Raw genomic sequence first — 17,988 nt, 5'->3', positions numbered from 1 at the left:
TTAAGCCTTAAAAACGACAATTTTTGTGGTTGAAATCAACAAAACATCACCATACTGATTTTTTGTTTGTGTGATATAACTCACAATTCCACGATCTAGCTTTGTTTTAGAAGGATTGATAGCAACAATTTCAACTTCCACATGCAAACGATCACCTGCACGAGCTGGTTTTGGCCATCTTAAGCTTGACTCTGAACCGATAAGCCCCTTGGCAATTGGAAAACATTCAGTCCAGAGACGCATGGTAATGGCTGAAGTTTGCCAACCACTGGCTGCGATACCTTGAAAAATAGGATGATCTTTTGCAGCCTCTTCATCAGTATGAAAGACTTGAGGGTCATATTTTTGTGCAAATTCTTTAATTTCTTCGAGTGTTAACTCATATTCACGACTTTTAAACTGATCACCCACTTTTAAATCATCAAGATAAAGCATCTTCGTCTAATTCCTTGTCTTTCACTTTTTGTTCAACTAAAAATCCACCCGTTTGGCGTTGCCAAAGTTGGGCATAAATTCCATTCTGTTGGATCAGCTCATCGTGAGATCCTTGTTCTACGATATTTCCTTGATCCAAAACAATTAATCGATCCATTTGAGCAATGGTTGAAAGTCGGTGTGCAATTGCAATTACCGTTTTACCTTCCATCAAGTCATCAAGGCTTGCCTGAATCGCCGCCTCAACCTCTGAATCGAGTGCGCTGGTTGCTTCATCCAAAATCAAAATTGGAGCATCTTTTAGGAATACCCGTGCGATTGCTATACGCTGTCTTTGCCCACCAGATAATTTTACACCACGCTCACCCACATAAGCGTCATATCCTGTCTGACCACGTAGATCTGTAAGCTGCGGGATAAACTCTTCTGCCCGAGCTTTACGGACAGCTTCATACATTTCTTCATCAGTCGCTTCAGGTCGACCATATTTAATATTCTCAGCAACACTTCGATGCAGCAAAGAAGTATCCTGCGTCACGAGTGCAATATTTTTTCTTAAACTATCTTGGGTGACTTCGTCAATCGCTTGACCATCGATATAAATTTTACCTTGTTGGGTTTGATAAAAATGAAGTAGTAGTTGGATCAGTGTCGATTTTCCAGCACCAGACCGACCAACGATTCCAATTTTTTCACCCGGTTTAATTTCTAAATTCAAGTGATTAATAACATTTTTTTGATTATATGCAAAGCTCACATTATCAAATTTAATTGCACCAGAATGTACCTTGAGTGGCAGTGCAGCTTCTTTGTCTTGAATTGCTATTGGTTTGGCTAGCGTGGTCATCCCATCTTGGATGGTACCAATATTTTCAAATAAGGCTGAAGTTTGCCACATCATAAAAGAAGCCATACTATTCAGCTTTAAAATCATGGCTGTCGTTGCGGCGATCACACCGATGTTTGCTTCACCAATAAACCAAAGCCAAACTGCTGTACCTAAAACGCCAAAGAATAAAATTGCGGTCAGTAGATTAATGCTAATTTCATAAGCAGTTCCCAGACGCATCTGGGTATACACCGTCTTCATAAAAAGTTGCATAGACTCTTTGGCATATTGGCTTTCACGACCAGCATGTGCAAACAATTTTACTGTTTGTATATTTGTATAAGCATCAGTCACACGACCAGTCATCACCGCGCGTGCATCAGCCTGCTTTTTTGAAATTTTTCCAAGTCGCGGGATAAAGAAGGATGCCGCGCCAATGAATAAAATCAACCATGCCATCAGGGGAATAAGGAGTAGAGGGGAGACGTTTCCTAAAACCACACTGATGGTAATAAAATAAATCACCACATAAGTAACGATATCCCCCAAAATTACCCAAAATTCACGAACAGCAAGTGAAGTTTGCATGACTTTAGCTGACAATCGACCTGCAAAATCATTGTGAAAAAAGTCCAAGCCTTGAAGAAGTAATAAATTGTGAAAACGCCAACGCAAGCGCATTGGAAAGCTGCTGAATAATATCTGATGCCTTATGATTGATTGCAAACTTGCAAAGAAAATATTAGCCAGTAGAAAACCAGATAAAATCATTAGATTTGTTTGGTTATTTTCGAGAAAATTTTGAGGCGTCGATGCGGATAACCAATCAACTAAATGACCAATTTGAGAGAAGAAAATAGCTTCAAATGAAGCTGTTGCTGCAGTAAATAACACCAACGCCAGGAGATAACGCTTAACTCCTGATGCTGCTTGCCAAACAAATGGAAAAAATTTCTTCGGCAAGGGCTGATTTAAATCTTTGGATGGATATGGATCAACGAGTCTTTCAAACCACTGCAGCATACGACTAATCTTAATTCATCTAATCAAAACTCAGTTTACTGTGTCTTGAGGAATCTTGAAATCATTCCCAGAAGGAATCTGGAATATTTTTAATCCGAATTCAGGAAGAATCGCCAAAAGATGATCAAAAATATCGGATTGGATCGCCTCATAAGCCACCCAAGCTGTCGTATTTGTAAAAGCATAAATTTCTATAGGCAAACCTTCACCTGTCGGTTGTAATTGACGAACGATTAAGGACTGATTTTGTGCAATACCTGGATGATTTTTTAAATAGTATTCAATATATGCGCGGAATGTTCCTAAATTGGTTAAACGACGTTGATTATTGACCCCATTATTTGCATATTGCTGATTAAAGTTTTTTAACTCAGTTTGTTTCTCATCCAGATATTTTTCTAAAATCAGAAATTCTTTAAGTTTGCTGTATTCCATTGCAGATAAGAAGTGAACACTATTTTGATCGATATAGAGTGCACGTTTAATACGACGAACACCTTGCTCTTGCATACCTCTCCAGTTCTTAAAAGTATCTGTCACCAAACGATTGGTCGGAATAGTGGTATAGGTCTTATCAAAGTTTTGTACGGTCACCGTATGTAATGACATATCAATGACATCGCCATCCGCATTTAAGGTTGGCATTTCAATCCAATCACCAATCCGAACCATGTCATATGAAGAGATTTGAACTGAAGCCACTAGAGATAGAATTGTATTTTGGAAAACCAGCATGAGCACTGCTGCCATTGCCCCGAAACCTGCCAATAGCGTGAAAACATCTTTTTTAAGAAATGTTCCTATGACCATCAGAGCACAAACAACAAAAATAATGAGTTTAACTAACTGTAAATAACCCTTAATTGGCTTATTGTGAGATTTAGGATTACGTTGATAAATAATATTAAAAATGGTGAGAAGCTGACTAATTGCCAAGGCAATGGTTAAGAAAATGAAGGCTTGTGCAAACATCTGAATCAATGTAATGACTTTTTCAGACAGGTGAGGAACCGTCACAATTCCATTCATAATCACCAATGCTGGGACAATGTTTGCAATTCTTCGAATAACGCTATGTTCCGCTAAGACATCACTATAACTAAAACGTAGTTTGCTAATAATTTTGCGAATACCACGGACGACCACTTGTTTAGCAATAAAATTTGCGATAAATGCAATGAGAATAAGAATGCTCAGAGAGGTCAACATCTCTAACCAAGGAAATTGATCTGACCATTCTTGGATTTGAGTTACAAAATTTAATCTGTCCAACTTGATCACCTCTAAATGAATTAGCATTAGCTTAATGGTTTAAGTTATTAAATTTATTAGAGTTAACGTTTATCAAACAGAATAGATTAAATTAATTACTTGAACTACGTTTTATGAAATTCTATTTTAAATAAAATTAATGTGAAATAAGTCACACTATAAAATTTCGTAGATTATCGTCATTACATTTTCAAATTATAAAACCCATGTTTAAATCTAATTTAATATTTTTTATATCGATCTCTCTGTGTTCTTTGCTTTTTGCGAAAGCTCCTCAAAGAAGCATTATTGAACTTGCTCATCTTCAGCAGTTAGAAAATGAAAAAATAATGCGAGAAAGTCAATCCATTATTTTTTTAAAGCTCTCCAAAACAACATCGATTGAAAAAAATCGAATCAGAGAATAAAAGACGAGCGCAGAAAATTGATAGAGTCTTCTCGTGATGGTTGGACGCAGCAATATGACCTAAAGCATCTTAATCATGAATTTATACCCGCTACACCGCAATCTGAATCACATATAAAGCGTTAAAAAAGCCTAATAAATTAGGCTTTAGAGAGATTTACCACATTAAATCATCTGGAATAACATAAGCTGCATATGGATCTTCCTCATCCGTAATAGCCTCATTTTTCTCAGCATTATTCACAATAATAAATCCTTCGACTTTTTCATTAATCCGCTCAGATAACACTCTTGGTAGAACAGCATAACCTGTTTGATCTTTGGCGATAACTAATGTGCCTGCCACGAGTGCATTGTAAACTTGTTGATTAATATAAATTTTCTTAATTTTATTTTCATCAACGAACTGGTAGCTGATTTCACCATCAATATCTTTGATTTTATGCTGACCAATCATTTGCACTACTGCTGCACGTAATGCTTTTTCATCTTGCTGGCGTTTGATTTCAAGATTAAGACTCTGATCTTTTTCTAATTTTTGCTTTAAATCTTGTTCAATCTTAGCTTTAATCTCAGCTTCATTGCTTTGACCCGTGCGTTGCTCATGCACAGCTTGTTTAGAAAGTTTTTTAGCCTTTTTTTGATCGACTAAACCAGCTTTGAGCAATTGTGCTTGCAAGGCATTTTTTACCATGAGTAATACCAACTACGATTTTTGAAAATAACAATGACGGAAATATAAAATCCAATAGATCAGGGTCAGTAAAAAACTTAAACCTGCAGGAATTAAAAACGCTTCTAATTGTAAATAAGGATAGCTGAATGCCGCAACAGTACTGCCAATAATAAAACCAAATAAAATCACTAAATGCAAAATAACTTTTCTGGATTCCATTGTAAGACCTCTTACAAAATATCCAAATGCTAAACCAAGATCGGTTAAGACACCAGAAAGGTGAGTCGTGCGAATAATCGCACCTTTATAATGACTTACCATGGCATTTTGTACACCCATCGCACAACATGCCCATAGCAGTGCATAACGAGGATAATAGGGAATAAATACCCAACAGAGCAGAATAAAAAAAGTCACTAAACTCAATGGTAGACCATATCTGCGTCCGAGTTTAAATTGACTATTCCCCAATATCAGACCGCTAAAACTAGAGCCTAAAACATAACTCAGGATAATAAGAATCAGAAAAAATACAGCTTTGAAATCATGGTCAATAAGACCGATGGCAAGCAGACTTGCATTGCCTGTCATATGTGAAACTGACTGATGTAATAGAGAAATGAGACCCAAAACGTTGATCATGCCTGCATTTACTGCAAGCATGAAAGCCCCAAATTGTACCCAGTTTGGAAGGAATTGAAATGGCATATCTTTCATTCTAAAAGTTTATGCCATGAATATATTATTTTGAAGGAGCGCGATCAACCGCAGCAGTAAACAATACATCTGTAGATGAGTTGAGTGCTGTTTCAGTTGAATCTTGTAGAACACTGATCACCATACCGATGGCTACAACTTGCATAGCCACATCTGGTGAAATATTGAATAAGCCACAAGCGACAGGAATCAATAACAGTGAACCACCCGCTACACCTGAAGCACCGCAGGCAGAAACAGTAGCCACAACAGAAAGAACAAGCATTGTAGTAAAGTCAACGGAAATACCAAGTGTATTCACCGCTGCTAATGTTAATACGGTAATCGTTACTGATGCGCCCGCCATATTAATTGCAGCACCCAACGGGATTGCTACACTCGCTGTCGATTCATTCACGCCCAAACGCTTGGCAAGATCCAAGTTCACCGGAATATTTGCTGCTGAACTACGGGTGAAAAATGCGGTGATCCCACTTTCACGTAGACATTGAATAACCAATGGATAAGGATTTGAACGCGTAACAAATGCCACCATAATTGGGTTAATTACAAGTGCAACAAAGAACATAGTCCCTAATAGAACAGACAATAATTGTGCATAACTTGCTAAGGTTTTAAGACCTGCATCTGCAAAAGTCACTGCAACAAGTCCAAAAATACCGAAAGGTGCAAAACTGATGACAAGACGAATCACGTGATTCACGGCATTCGCAGCATCCGTCAGACACTGTTTTGTGGTGTCTGTGGCATGACGAAATGCTATACCCAGTGCAACAGCCCAACCCAAAATCCCAATAAAGTTTGCTTCACTTAATGCAACGATAGGATTCGCAACAAAACTGAGTAATAAATTTTTAAGAATTTCAGTCAAGCTGCCAGGTGGTTGTAAATCAGCTTGCGCAGCGACATCTAAGAAAAGAGTGCTTGGAAATAAATTACTCACAATGACAGCAGTTAACGCAGATAAAAACATACCTACGGCATACATCATCATAATGGGTTTGATTTTCGCACTGCTGCTATCACCAACTTTAAAGTTTGCAATCGAAGAAAGGACCAAAACAAAAACAAGAATTGGTGCAACAGATTTAAGGGCTTTAATAAATAAATCACCCAGCAAGCTTAATTGTGGTGCAACTTGAGGAAAAAAAATAGCCACCAAAAAGCCAAGAATAATGGCGATAATGATTTTGGTGACTAAACTCAAACGTGCTAGAGCAGTGAACATAACTGAACCTAATAATGCCGAGTCTGGCTTAAAATCGGATAAATAAGTGGGGTATTCTATACTTAAAAATGATTTTAAATATAAAACTTATTCATAATAAAAATTAAGTGAATCAAATCACTGGATTTTTTTTGATAATTCTTACTTAAGAATATCAAATTCTTATGCAAAAGATGATTTGTTTTCGCTGAAATGCGGGTCTAATTCATATACTGCTTGGAAATGAGTGAGGTATATTTTACCTGTCAGATGTTGTATCCAATTGGTTGAATTTAAGCGATCCATAACAGGACCTTTAACTTCGCTTAAGTGTAGTTGAATATTAAGTTTAGATAACTCAGAATTCATTTCTTCAAGAGTCTCTAAAGCTGAATAGTCAATATTACTAATACTGGAACAGTTAATGACAACATGTTGAAGCTCATCATGTTGGCTAACCTCTGAAATAATAAATTCCTTCAGGGTGTTTGCATTGAGAAAACTCAAATTTTCATCAATTCTCACCGAAACGAGCCTTTTACTGGTAATGACTTGGTGCCTTGAAATATTTCTAAAATGCTGCGTGCCTTCAACGAGACCAATCACTGCAATATGTGGACGGCTAATTCTCCATAACAGCAACACGAATGTTGAAATAATACCCACCATTAAGCCTGTCGTAATATCTACACACAGCACTCCTAAAAATGTGAGTGCCATTGCTAAACCATCTGCTTTAGAATATTTCCAAGCCGCTATAAAAGGTTTAATTTCAACAAGTTTCCATATCGACACAATGATTGTTGCAGCCAATACACCTAAAGGTAAATATTCAAATAGACTTGTAAAATATAGACTGACCACAATGATAAGTAGCGAGGATAAAACCCCAGCCATAGGTGTTTTTGCACCAGCATCAGCATTGACCACTGTGCGTGATAGGCTACCAGTCACAGGAAATGCGCCACTGATTCCAGCGCCAAAATTTGCAACACCGAGTGCAACAAGCTCTTGATTACTGTTCAAATTACTACGTGATTGAAAAGCCGTAGCTTGCGCGATCGAAATAGATTCAACGAAACTCACCATAGCGATCATTGCTGCACCAGGAAGCAGTATTTTCACCATGTCCCATGTCCAGTACGGCATTTGAATAGGAGGTAATCCACTTGGAATTTCACCTACTGTTTTAATTCCATAGACAGTTAAATCAAAGGATTGAACCAGTAAGATTGAAAATAGCACTAAGCATAACGGTAATGCTTTTTGTACTAATTGCATTAATTTTTGATGATTTGAAAATGCTGGAATTTTAAGTAATTGTGGTAAATAAATGAGCGCTAAAATTGAAGCTAAACCCAAAGATAAGCTGGCCAAATCATATAAAGAAATATATTGAGCCAAACTCGTAAAAAATTCGATTAAATTACTGGATTGCAATGGAATATTAAGAATAAATTTTATTTGACCTAATGCAATTAAGACGGCTGAAGCAATGATAAAACTCTTAATCACAGGATGGCTAATGAGACGAATCAAAAAACCAAATCTGAATAATCCCAATAAAAATGAAATTATGCCAACCATTACTGCTAGCAAATACGCAGCTTGAATATAGACTGGTGAACCCACTTCATATAATGGCTGTAGCGTGGCAAAAGTCATCATAGAGATTAATGCAACTGGACCAATTGAAAGGGTAGTACTCCCTCCAATCAATGCATAAGCAATCATAGGGATAATACTGGCATATAACCCCATAATTGGAGGTAAGCCTGCAATCATGGCATATGCCATGCCTTGTGGTACAAGCATTGCAAGCACGATCACAGATGCAAGAAGATCAGATTTAAAATCTTGAGTATTGTATTTTTTTAACCATTTCCAAGCTGGGATGATTCGTTCCACAGAATGCTTCGTTAAATCCATACAAATCTCTAAATCACATTTATATATATATTATGCATAAAAAGTGATAAACAAGCACTGAGTATTGTTGATAAGGATCATCAAGAATTTGATTAATGATCCTTAGCGTATGAATTTAATCGAATATTTTTTTAAAAGGTTGTATCTGTTCAAGCTGATAAGCGAGATCTATCAGTAAACGTTCTTGTCCCAAATCAGCAGAAAGCTGAATACCTATCGGTCTTGAATCTAATTTGGTCATACCCATCGGCAATGATATCGCTGGAGCACCTGCGATATTTTGAATAGGTGTGAATGCCACATAATTCCTTAAACGCTCAAATAAAACATCAAATTCGAGGTGAGGTGAAAGATATCCAATTTGAGGCGAAACATGCGCTAAAACTGGCGAAAGGATGACATCATATTGTTGGAAGATTTGTTGATAGATGCGTTGGATTTGCTTTAAACGGAATAAAAATAAAGGGGTTTTATAGAAATTTTTCTTGTACAAGTTTGCAAGCCCAACTGTTAGATGATCTAACTCATTCACGTTAAAATCTTTGCCAAGTAGCGGTTTTCCAAACTGTTGAATCATAAATGATAAAAAACCCCAATAGTGGCTGAAATCATCTACAAACGAATCTGGAATAGGAAGTGAAAATTCTTCAATATGATGACCTAAATTCCTGAGTAATTGAGCAGTAGACTCAACAGTTTGACGGGTCTCAGCATCAGTATTGGTTTGTAATGAATCATAAACAAGGCCAATCCTTAAAGGTTTGTTGGATGGATGCTGGATTAAGCCAATTTCGGGTAATTTTTTTGGCTTATATCGTTTTTCCATTTCAGCAAAGAAAAACGCGGTATCCCGCACAGAACGTGTTAAAACACCATCTGAAACAAGGTCAATTGGTAAATACTGCGAACCTTCATTTGGATACCAACGACCACGTGTCGGCTTTAAACCGACTAAACCGCAATTTGCTGCAGGAATTCGTATCGAACCACCACCATCATTTGCATGTGCAATTGGTACTACGCCTGAAGCTACTAGTGCCGCAGCTCCACCTGAAGAAGCTCCACACGAATAATCAGTATGCCAAGGATTGCGTGTGTAATCCCCAGACTTAAATTCTGTTGAAGCATTTAATCCAAATTCAGGCATTTTGGATTTACCCAGTGCAATTAAGCCTGTATCTAACATTTGTTGAGTAATTTTAGAATTTTTGATCTTTTCCTTGGATTTGAACGATGTTGATCCTTGTTGCGTAGGAAAACCAATAAGATCCAAATTATCCTTAATAAATGTAGGGATTGCAGAAAAAATCTGATTTGGTTTAAAAGTAGGCGATTTAAGTATTTGGTCAAAGTTTTCGAATTCAATTGCATTTAGCAGAGGATTTACGAATTTTGCGCGTTCAATCGTAGCTCTTAAAACTTCATCAATTGAGATGTCTTTAGATTGAATTCTGTTTGAGAGCTCAATCGCATCACTTGTACCTAATATATCATCCGTGAAAGCATGAATTCTTTTTTGATTATCCATAATCGATTTTCTTTAAAATTGACTAAGCATATGTATACACATGAAATATTGATTTGTCGATTGACCAGAGATTGATTCGCCACAATTTCGCATAATGTATATTATGTTAAATAAGATATCTAGAACAATAACCCTGAACATGGGTTTATATAATTTGTGATGGCTAAGAATTCGGCATTAAAGAATCTTCGATGAAATTCGTCATTAAGAAAAAACTTTAGATGAAAGAATCAGATGTACTACATGCTCTGATTAAATATCACTTGAAGAATCTAAAAGCAGAAGAAGTTATAAAATGCCGAGAAGAAGTTTTGGGTAAGGAAGATTAACTGCCCTTTTATTTTCAAATTTAAGACTAGAGTCAACCATTAGATGACGTGGACTCTTTATTAAGTTAACATGATTAAGGATTTAATGGATGTTCTGTTGGAATAATTGGGTTGTCATCACCAAAATCAAATTTCACTTCTTCTTCGGATGGCTCTTCTTCACTACCTAAAACGTATATTGTTTGGGCTTCTTCGTGTCCACGATCATGCCTATGTGTTAAAGCTGTTACTGCAAGTAATTTCCAACCTGCTTTTAAATGCTGATTTACTTGGAAATCACTATATAATTCTTTAACTTGTCGAATTGCTGTAAATGAATTTTCACTCATGATACTACTCACAGAAAAAAGTTTATTTTCTTATATGAAAACTTTTTTTTATAGTTCAATATTAAAATAAAAAATTATGGTTAAGTCAATCTGAAGTCGCATAATTTCAAATTATGTTAAATAGGATATCTTTAACAGCGCACCAATACTAGCTATTGTCTTGTTACATGGCATAAAACAACGAATGATTAGAATTCAAAATTCAGTTGATCTATTATGAACAGCTCCAATGATCCTTTACATCGCAAAAAACTCGCTGACATTTTAGATGAGTTATTGGATTACTACGGAGGCTTTGAAGGATTAAGTCGTAAAATTGAAATTCGTTGTTTTTGCATCGACCCAAGTGTTAAATCATCTTTACGATTTCTACGGACTACACCATGGGCACGTGAAAAAGTAGAAAGCTTATATTTGTATGTTCTCCGTCAAAAAGCTAAACAGAAATTGTAGCCAACAAAAAACTTAAGCTATGTTTAGCTTTTTACACCCAATTGTAGAATAGCCTTAATGAGTATCTATCGTTATTGTTGACAGCGTGTAGTTATGGGTGGAAGCCCCACTCTCCTACTACATAGGACAACGATCGATTATCTAAATCCAGTCTTATCAAGTCTAGAGCTAGAAGTTATAATATGTTTTTAAAAAGTTTTAGATCATATGCTTGAACTCATTCACTCATATCCTCAAGCCAAATTGGTGAATACTTTCCAAGCATTAGCGAATGAAGCTTTTGAAGACCCTGTCAATGCTTTATGTTGGTATAGGCATTTAGACTTCAATTTCGAAGAAATCGTTGAAAAACTTACACTCATAGAAGATATTACTGAAATTACCATCGAACAATTAGAGCAACTCAAACTTTCAGACTCTGCAAGCAAAGCGAGAGACATTATCCTCAATGATATAATGTTGCTCACCGAATTGGGTGCATCGCCGTCTTTAAACTTAATCAAAGAGTATCAGCGTGATGAAGAATTGGATTTTATCAGCACTGATGTATATTCTTTTCATGTAGATCGATCGCCATTAGCAACGGATACATATTTGTGTACCTATTACGGGGCGGCTAGCGATATTATTTCCAATGATCAGGTCGAACAAAAAATTCTTATCCCAGAAATCCGTCAAAAAATTAAATCCTTGTTTGATGGCGAAGACCATGAGTTTGACGATTTTCTTGAAGAGACCTATATGGATCTTCACTATCAACCTAAAAATAGTGCAACACCTTTAAGTTTAGGAGTTGGTCATCTCTGGCGTTTGGCTGTAGATCATCCTGATCAGAAAGTACTTCCTTGTGTTCACCGTGCTCCAAAAGAAAATGCAGGAGAACTCAGATTACTTTTAATTTGTTAAGGAATCACTTGCACAATTTAGGCGAGTAGTTCTTTTTCAGTTTCAAATGGGTTAAAGAAATTACACCAAACGATTGGTCCTAAACTCATCTCCGAATCAGTAAGTAAACATTGATCAAAATTTTGGATTAATTGCTCTTTATCCATCTCTTGACCAATTAAAACAATTTCCTGTCTGGCATCACCCGTTTCTGAATGCCAACTCGATTCAATTGCCTGAATAGATTGCGTATCTTGTGGCCATTCCTCTTGTGGTACCGAAGCCCACCAATATCCTGCTTGACCATGCCGAGCCATACCTCCAGCTTGTGACCAAGACATAGCCATTGTTGGTTCCGCAGCAAGCCAAAAAAATCCTTTTGAGCGTATAACACCTTTCCATTCTGAATGGATAAAATTGTAAAAACGTTGTGGGTGAAAGGGTCTTCTTGCTCTATATACGAAACTTTCGATTCCATATTCTTCAGTTTCAGGCTTATGCTCTCCTCTCAACTCTTTTAACCAACCAGGTGCTTGTGAGGCTTCATCAAAATTAAAAAGCTGTGTGTTGAGTATTTTATCGAGTTCAACCTGACCAAATGTAGATGACTCAATTTTTGCTCTAGGGTTAAGCTTTTTGAGAATCGCATAAAGCTGGGACTTCTGATGCTCATCGATTAAATCAGTTTTGTTTAGAATAATAACATCACAAAATTCGATTTGATCTATCAGTAAATCCACAACAGTACGTTGGTCAAATTCTCCAAGTGATTCGCCACGATCATGAAGAAGATCATATGAACGATAATCACGTAAAAAATTGAATGCATCGACTACGGTCACCATGGTATCTAAACGAGCGTACTCATTTAGAGATACGCCGTCTTCATCTTCAAACGTAAATGTTTCGGCTACAGGTAGAGGTTCTGATATTCCGGTAGATTCAATGACGAGTTGATCAAATTTTTTCTCTTCCGCTAATCGTCTTACTTCTACTAATAAATCTTCTCTCAAAGTACAGCAAATACATCCATTACTCATTTCAACGAGTTTTTCTTCCGTTCGTGATAATTCCGCCCCACCTTCTCTGACTAAAGCCGCATCAATATTGACTTCTGACATATCGTTCACAATTACTGCGACACGTTTTACTTCTCTATTATTTAAAATATGATTTAAAAGTGTGGTTTTTCCTGCACCAAGAAATCCAGATAGCACAGTGACAGGTAATTTATACGGTTGTGAAGAATCAATATTCATGGTGAGTTACTCGTTTTCATGTTCAACCACATCATTTGATCGCTTATTGCAATCAATGAATGATCTTGATTTTTGATGTAACTAAATCATAATTGTTATGTTATAACATTTCAACATGTTTAATGTTTAGTTAAACTTTAATAAAATTTATTTATAGTGATTCTAAATTGTATTCATCACTGTAGAATCATAAGTAAAACTAAAGAATCTATGACCTAATTTTTTTAATTATATGAGCATATAACAATGAATTTAATCAATCTTATTTTTCGTACCACTTTAAGTACTTCCCTGTTACTTGGAGTTTCGAATACGTATGCTGTGGTTGCAGGCGGAATGATTTCGACTGACTACCATTGGAACAATATTCCGGCTAACGGCTTTGCAACACTTGAAAATCAAATCATCATTACCCATGAGCCAGGAGATGATGGTAATACATTTTGGGCCAATCAATTTTCATTAAAAAATGGAAATATCGGTTATGTTGGATTACAGCAACGAAGCAATGATGAGAAGTATTTAAATTTCTCAATCTGGAAAACGACATCTTGGAAATCAGGATACCCTGCGTATTGCAGACAATTTGATCACGAAGGTGATGGCGTTCAATGTGACTTACCTTATGAATGGAAAGAAGGCACGAAATATAATTTTAAGATTGTGAAAAATAATGACAGTACAGTCTCAGCCTTTGTTAAAAACGTGAGTACTGGTAAACAACTTGAAATTGCAAAAATCAATGTGCCTCAGACCTGGGGTGGTTTTGATAGTTTAGTTACATTTACCGAAAACTTCCGACAGCACCAACAACCCAACGGTATTTATGGCTATAACAGTTGTAATGATGTTCATACATCTGTTTCTGCGACCTATCCTGCAATAGCAAACTCTTCAATCAAGTCTAAATCACAAACGACTAAAACTTATGGAAATTGTGTACAAGTGGCATCAGCGCATTGCACGGATGATTCTACTTGCATTTCTACTGTGAATAATGCCAATTACACCCAGCAAAAACCTTTCATTTTGAAAAATGGTGCACGAGGTTTTTGTGCAGATAGCTTGAATGGTGGTCAACAAATGGGATTGTATTCATGCGATCCCAACAACGGCAATCAACGTCTGAGTACGGATCACACACATCGCTTATACTTAACTCATCGGGATGCGTGTTTGATGGGCGATGATAAAGATAATTTTGTTAAAGTTGCGCCGTGCAATAATGATAGTAGTCAACGATGGATGTATAGCCACCATACAAGCCAATATATCAACTTAAAAACAGGTCTATGCCTTGATGCCGCTGATGGTGCAAATAGTATGGCACGCCTACAAATGATTGGATGTCAAAGCAATAATTCATATCAAACGTGGAAAATTACACGTTAACTTATTAAATTCAGAGCTTTAGCATTTAAAGCTCTGAATTTTAATGCTGAAATTTTAATTTTTTTGCTTTCTTTGAGTGACTCGTACTAATTTTAGTACAATTTGATATCTAAATTAGAGATTTTACTCATAGATAAGCCAGCTCACTCAGGTTAAAAGCATTCTTAATACTGGCTCAAAAAGCGAAATAAGTTCAATGATTTTAGGGAGATATTTGTCTAAGGTATATTTGTAATATTGATGACAGCAATAAAATAAAAACAATTAAAAATATTCTTCATAAATCGTTGCTATTTTTCCGATAGCGCCGTTAATGATGAGAACAAAATTCTTCAAAATATTAAAACTTAATAAATGAGATTAGACGTTTAGTTTATCTCTGAAGATAGCAATCAAAAGCCCTATTTTAATATTGGAGAGAATCAAATTCTAACCTCATGTTTAATATGAACATTCATAGTTTTATTTTTTCAATCCATTGTCCTTCATGAATTATAAATTATAGGATATCTAGTTGATTTATGAATTTAGCTGAAATCAGTTAATACTTGAGCATAGTCATCTATGTAACATCAAAAAATCTTAGTGAACTTTTTTTACAAGAATTATTTCTAAATAAATTCTTGAAAAAAATTGCGTAAAATTTTACTCTCCTCGTCATATTCATGACCTATTTTTGGTCAATTCATACTTCTATCACTTATTAAATAAATACTAAGTTGATAAGTTTTTTTACTAATAATCTTTGATATGTCGATATTTTATTTATTGATGAGTCTAATTTAAAAATTAAATTTTTGCTTAGGCTATTTTGGTATTCAAAATTTAAGCCTAAGCATTTGAAGATTTTTTTAAATTAGAAACTATAGGTGAAAGCCACTACACCTAAATTTTTCTGTTTTTCGTTATAGCGGTTCTTACCACCAAAAATATATTGTCCACTCAATCCGAGTTCTGGTGTCAAGGCATAATCTAGCCCGATAGATGAGAAGCGATAAGCAAATTCTCGTTTTGTATCACCGAGCTCTAGACCTTCATATTTCCCATTATCATTAAAATAGCTCGCTGCAGCACTTGCTATAGCAGATAATTTATCATTGAGTTGGTGGGTATATATTACGTTTAGATAAGTATCCCCTTGGTTTGCATACACGACATCATATGTATATGCAGATAAACTGGTTGATAAAGAGATTTTATCATTGAATTGGTGTGTGGCAGTTACCCCCATTTCATTGGAAGTTGTATTTGACGCGTTCGGATAGAAATAAGTGGCATTCCAAATATTCCAATTTGTCCTACCAGTATCAAAACTGTAGCCGACAACAAAGTCGTGCTCTAATTTATCAGTTTTACGGCGCTTATCACCTTGAAGTTCAGCATAAGAGTAGCCTAGTGTAGAACCCCAATACCCGACATAGAAGTTGTTATAACTGAGGTTTAGACCTGTTTGAATTGCGAGGTCATCATTTTCTGGTGCATTTGTTAAACCACGTGAAATGTATTTGGAGGTTAATGTGACATATCCATCAAATTGAATTGGTGAATTTGTTTCTTGATTCGTAGAATTTGCATAACTGGGTAAAATAATAAAGCTAGCAGTGCTCAACAGCACTGCTTGAGTCGTTTTAATCATCATAAAATTTATAATTTAGAAAATGAGGGTGAAGTTTCTGCACGATAAAATGGTGCATCTGAAGGGGTTAAAGCAGGTCGATTACGAATGTGATCTGCAATCTTCTCGGCCATCATGATCGTCGTTGCATTGAGATTACCAGTAATAATCAGCGGCATGATAGAAGCATCGACCACTCGCAACCCATCTATTTCATGGACACGACCGTAACCATCTACAACAGCTAAATCATCTTCACCCATTTTACAGCTACACGAAGGATGATACGCTGTTTCTGCATGATTTTTTACAAATTCATCAATTTGCTGATCTGTTTTTAATGCTGAACCTGGACTAATTTCTCTACCTCGATACTGATCTAATGCAGGCTGATGCATAATTTCTCGTGTAATTCTCACTGCATCACGGAATTCGCGCCAATCTTGTTCAGTGCTCATGTAGTTAAATAAAATGCTCGGATGATCAAAAGGATTTTTCGAGGTTAAGCGAATTCTTCCTCTTGACGGCGATCGCATAGATCCAACATGTGCTTGAAAACCATGTTCATTGATTGCATTGGTACCATTGTAGTTAATTGCAATTGGTAAAAAGTGATACTGGAGATTCGGCCAATCAAACTCATCACTTGAGCGGATGAATCCACCTGCTTCAAACTGATTGCTTGCACCAATTCCTTTACCCAAAAACAGCCATTCAGCGCCAATTTTAGGTTGGTTATACCATTTTAATGCAGGGTAAAGACTGACGGGCTTCTTACATTGGTATTGAAGATACATTTCTAAATGATCTTGCAAATTTTCACCCACTCCCGGTAAATCTTGCACAACCTTTACATCCAGTGACTCTAATAATGACTTAGCTCCTACCCCTGAACGCTGTAAAATTTGAGGTGATGCAATAGCACCTGCACACAGCAATACTTCTCGCTCAGCATAGACCTTGTGTAAATTAGTTGCATCTTGACCAAGAATGTATTCAACACCGATAGCTTGTTTTTTTTCAAATAAGATTCGATTGGTTGTGGCATGCGTAATAATCGTTAAATTCTGACGACCTTTAGCCATATCTAAATAGCCACGAGCGGTACTGGAACGTCTGCCTTGAGGTGTCACCGTACGATCCATTGGACCAAAGCCTTCTTGTTGGTATCCATTTAAATCATCCGTACGTGGATATCCAGCTTGCACACCCGCTTCAACCATTGCATGAAATAACTCATTATTGTCTGACTTTGGCGTAGCAACACTTACTGGGCCTTGATCACCGTGATATTCATTTGCACCAATATCTCTAGACTCTGCTTTTTTATAGTAAGGTAAACATTCAGCATAGCGCCAATGACTGAGTCCTTTCATTTGAGACCATTGCTCTAAATCCATGGCATTCCCACGGATATAACACATACCGTTAATTAATGATGAACCACCTAAACCTTTACCACGTCCACATTCCATACGGCGGTTATTCATATGTGGTTCTGGATCAGTCAAATATGCCCAATTATAACGTCGACCTTGTAAAGGATAAGCCAAAGCAGCAGGCATTTGAGTTCTAAAATCTAAACGGTAGTCAGGGCCACCCGCTTCAAGGAGCAGAACTTTAATATCTGGATCTTCGGTGAGTCTCGCTGCAAGTACATTCCCAGCAGAACCTGCACCTATGATAATGTAATCATATGTCATA

Annotated in this window: 15 protein-coding genes; 3 read left to right on the top strand and 12 right to left on the bottom strand. The window is 36.4% G+C overall.

Annotated elements, in window-relative coordinates; genetic code table 11:
* The 9 genes from AC1M9K_RS00120 to AC1M9K_RS00080 form a co-directional block, all read right to left on the bottom strand.
* Positions 1-435: a MaoC family dehydratase gene (locus AC1M9K_RS00120; protein ID WP_481588120.1), complete on the bottom strand. Its 435-nt coding sequence runs from the start codon at positions 433-435 to the stop codon at positions 1-3.
* Complete coding sequence (locus AC1M9K_RS00115; RefSeq protein WP_481588119.1) at positions 422-2,287, bottom strand: ABC transporter ATP-binding protein; 1,866 nt, start codon at positions 2,285-2,287, stop codon at positions 422-424. Before AC1M9K_RS00115 ends, AC1M9K_RS00120 begins: the two co-directional genes overlap by 14 nt.
* Positions 2,288-2,317: 30 nt before the next feature.
* A complete protein-coding gene (locus AC1M9K_RS00110; protein ID WP_228143075.1) occupies positions 2,318-3,559 on the bottom strand; it encodes a mechanosensitive ion channel family protein in 1,242 nt (413 codons plus the stop codon).
* Between the two features lie 563 nt (positions 3,560-4,122).
* A complete protein-coding gene (locus AC1M9K_RS00105; RefSeq protein ID WP_481588118.1) occupies positions 4,123-4,659 on the bottom strand; it encodes a DUF2058 domain-containing protein in 537 nt (178 codons plus the stop codon).
* 12 nt (positions 4,660-4,671) lie between these two features.
* Positions 4,672-5,349: a YoaK family protein gene (locus AC1M9K_RS00100; RefSeq protein ID WP_481588117.1), complete on the bottom strand. Its 678-nt coding sequence runs from the start codon at positions 5,347-5,349 to the stop codon at positions 4,672-4,674.
* Positions 5,350-5,383: 34 nt separating this feature from the next.
* Complete coding sequence (gene sstT / locus AC1M9K_RS00095) at positions 5,384-6,586, bottom strand: serine/threonine transporter SstT (protein ID WP_481588116.1); 1,203 nt, start codon at positions 6,584-6,586, stop codon at positions 5,384-5,386.
* Between the two features lie 162 nt (positions 6,587-6,748).
* Positions 6,749-8,494 carry a SulP family inorganic anion transporter gene (locus AC1M9K_RS00090; protein WP_481588115.1) on the bottom strand — a complete coding sequence of 582 codons (1,746 nt, stop codon included), beginning with the start codon at positions 8,492-8,494 and terminating at the stop codon, positions 6,749-6,751.
* A gap of 115 nt (positions 8,495-8,609) precedes the next feature.
* Entirely contained in the window at positions 8,610-10,022 is a 1,413-nt protein-coding gene (locus AC1M9K_RS00085; protein ID WP_481588114.1) for an amidase, read from the bottom strand.
* A gap of 403 nt (positions 10,023-10,425) precedes the next feature.
* Entirely contained in the window at positions 10,426-10,680 is a 255-nt protein-coding gene (locus AC1M9K_RS00080; protein ID WP_481588113.1) for a hypothetical protein, read from the bottom strand.
* A gap of 216 nt (positions 10,681-10,896) precedes the next feature.
* On the opposite strand from AC1M9K_RS00080, the gene AC1M9K_RS00075 reads away from it, so the two are divergent.
* Positions 10,897-11,133 carry a VF530 family protein gene (locus tag AC1M9K_RS00075; RefSeq protein ID WP_481588112.1) on the top strand — a complete coding sequence of 79 codons (237 nt, stop codon included), beginning with the start codon at positions 10,897-10,899 and terminating at the stop codon, positions 11,131-11,133.
* A 207-nt stretch (positions 11,134-11,340) separates the two neighbouring features.
* Positions 11,341-12,039 carry a DUF1826 domain-containing protein gene (locus tag AC1M9K_RS00070; protein WP_481588111.1) on the top strand — a complete coding sequence of 233 codons (699 nt, stop codon included), beginning with the start codon at positions 11,341-11,343 and terminating at the stop codon, positions 12,037-12,039.
* Between the two features lie 17 nt (positions 12,040-12,056).
* Here the strand turns inward: AC1M9K_RS00070 and zigA are convergent, their stop codons facing one another.
* Positions 12,057-13,277: a zinc metallochaperone GTPase ZigA gene (gene zigA, locus AC1M9K_RS00065; RefSeq protein WP_481588110.1), complete on the bottom strand. Its 1,221-nt coding sequence runs from the start codon at positions 13,275-13,277 to the stop codon at positions 12,057-12,059.
* A 246-nt stretch (positions 13,278-13,523) separates the two neighbouring features.
* Here zigA and AC1M9K_RS00060 point away from each other — a divergent pair, with 246 nt between their 5' ends.
* Positions 13,524-14,669, top strand: coding sequence for an RICIN domain-containing protein (locus tag AC1M9K_RS00060; RefSeq protein ID WP_481588109.1), 1,146 nt, complete (start codon positions 13,524-13,526; stop codon positions 14,667-14,669).
* A gap of 856 nt (positions 14,670-15,525) precedes the next feature.
* Here the strand turns inward: AC1M9K_RS00060 and AC1M9K_RS00055 are convergent.
* Together AC1M9K_RS00055 and betA are read right to left on the bottom strand one after the other, a co-directional pair.
* Positions 15,526-16,305 carry a TorF family putative porin gene (locus tag AC1M9K_RS00055; RefSeq protein WP_481588558.1) on the bottom strand — a complete coding sequence of 260 codons (780 nt, stop codon included), beginning with the start codon at positions 16,303-16,305 and terminating at the stop codon, positions 15,526-15,528.
* 8 nt (positions 16,306-16,313) lie between these two features.
* The gene (gene betA, locus AC1M9K_RS00050; RefSeq protein WP_481588108.1) at positions 16,314-17,987 is read right to left on the bottom strand and encodes a choline dehydrogenase; all 1,674 of its coding nucleotides are present in this window, start codon (positions 17,985-17,987) and stop codon (positions 16,314-16,316) included.
* Position 17,988 lies beyond the last annotated feature (1 nt).

The organism is Acinetobacter sp. 24-47-67, from assembly GCF_056779735.1.
The sequence above is the reverse complement of the archived record's forward strand: the minus strand, read 5'-3'. Positions and strand labels throughout refer to the sequence as shown.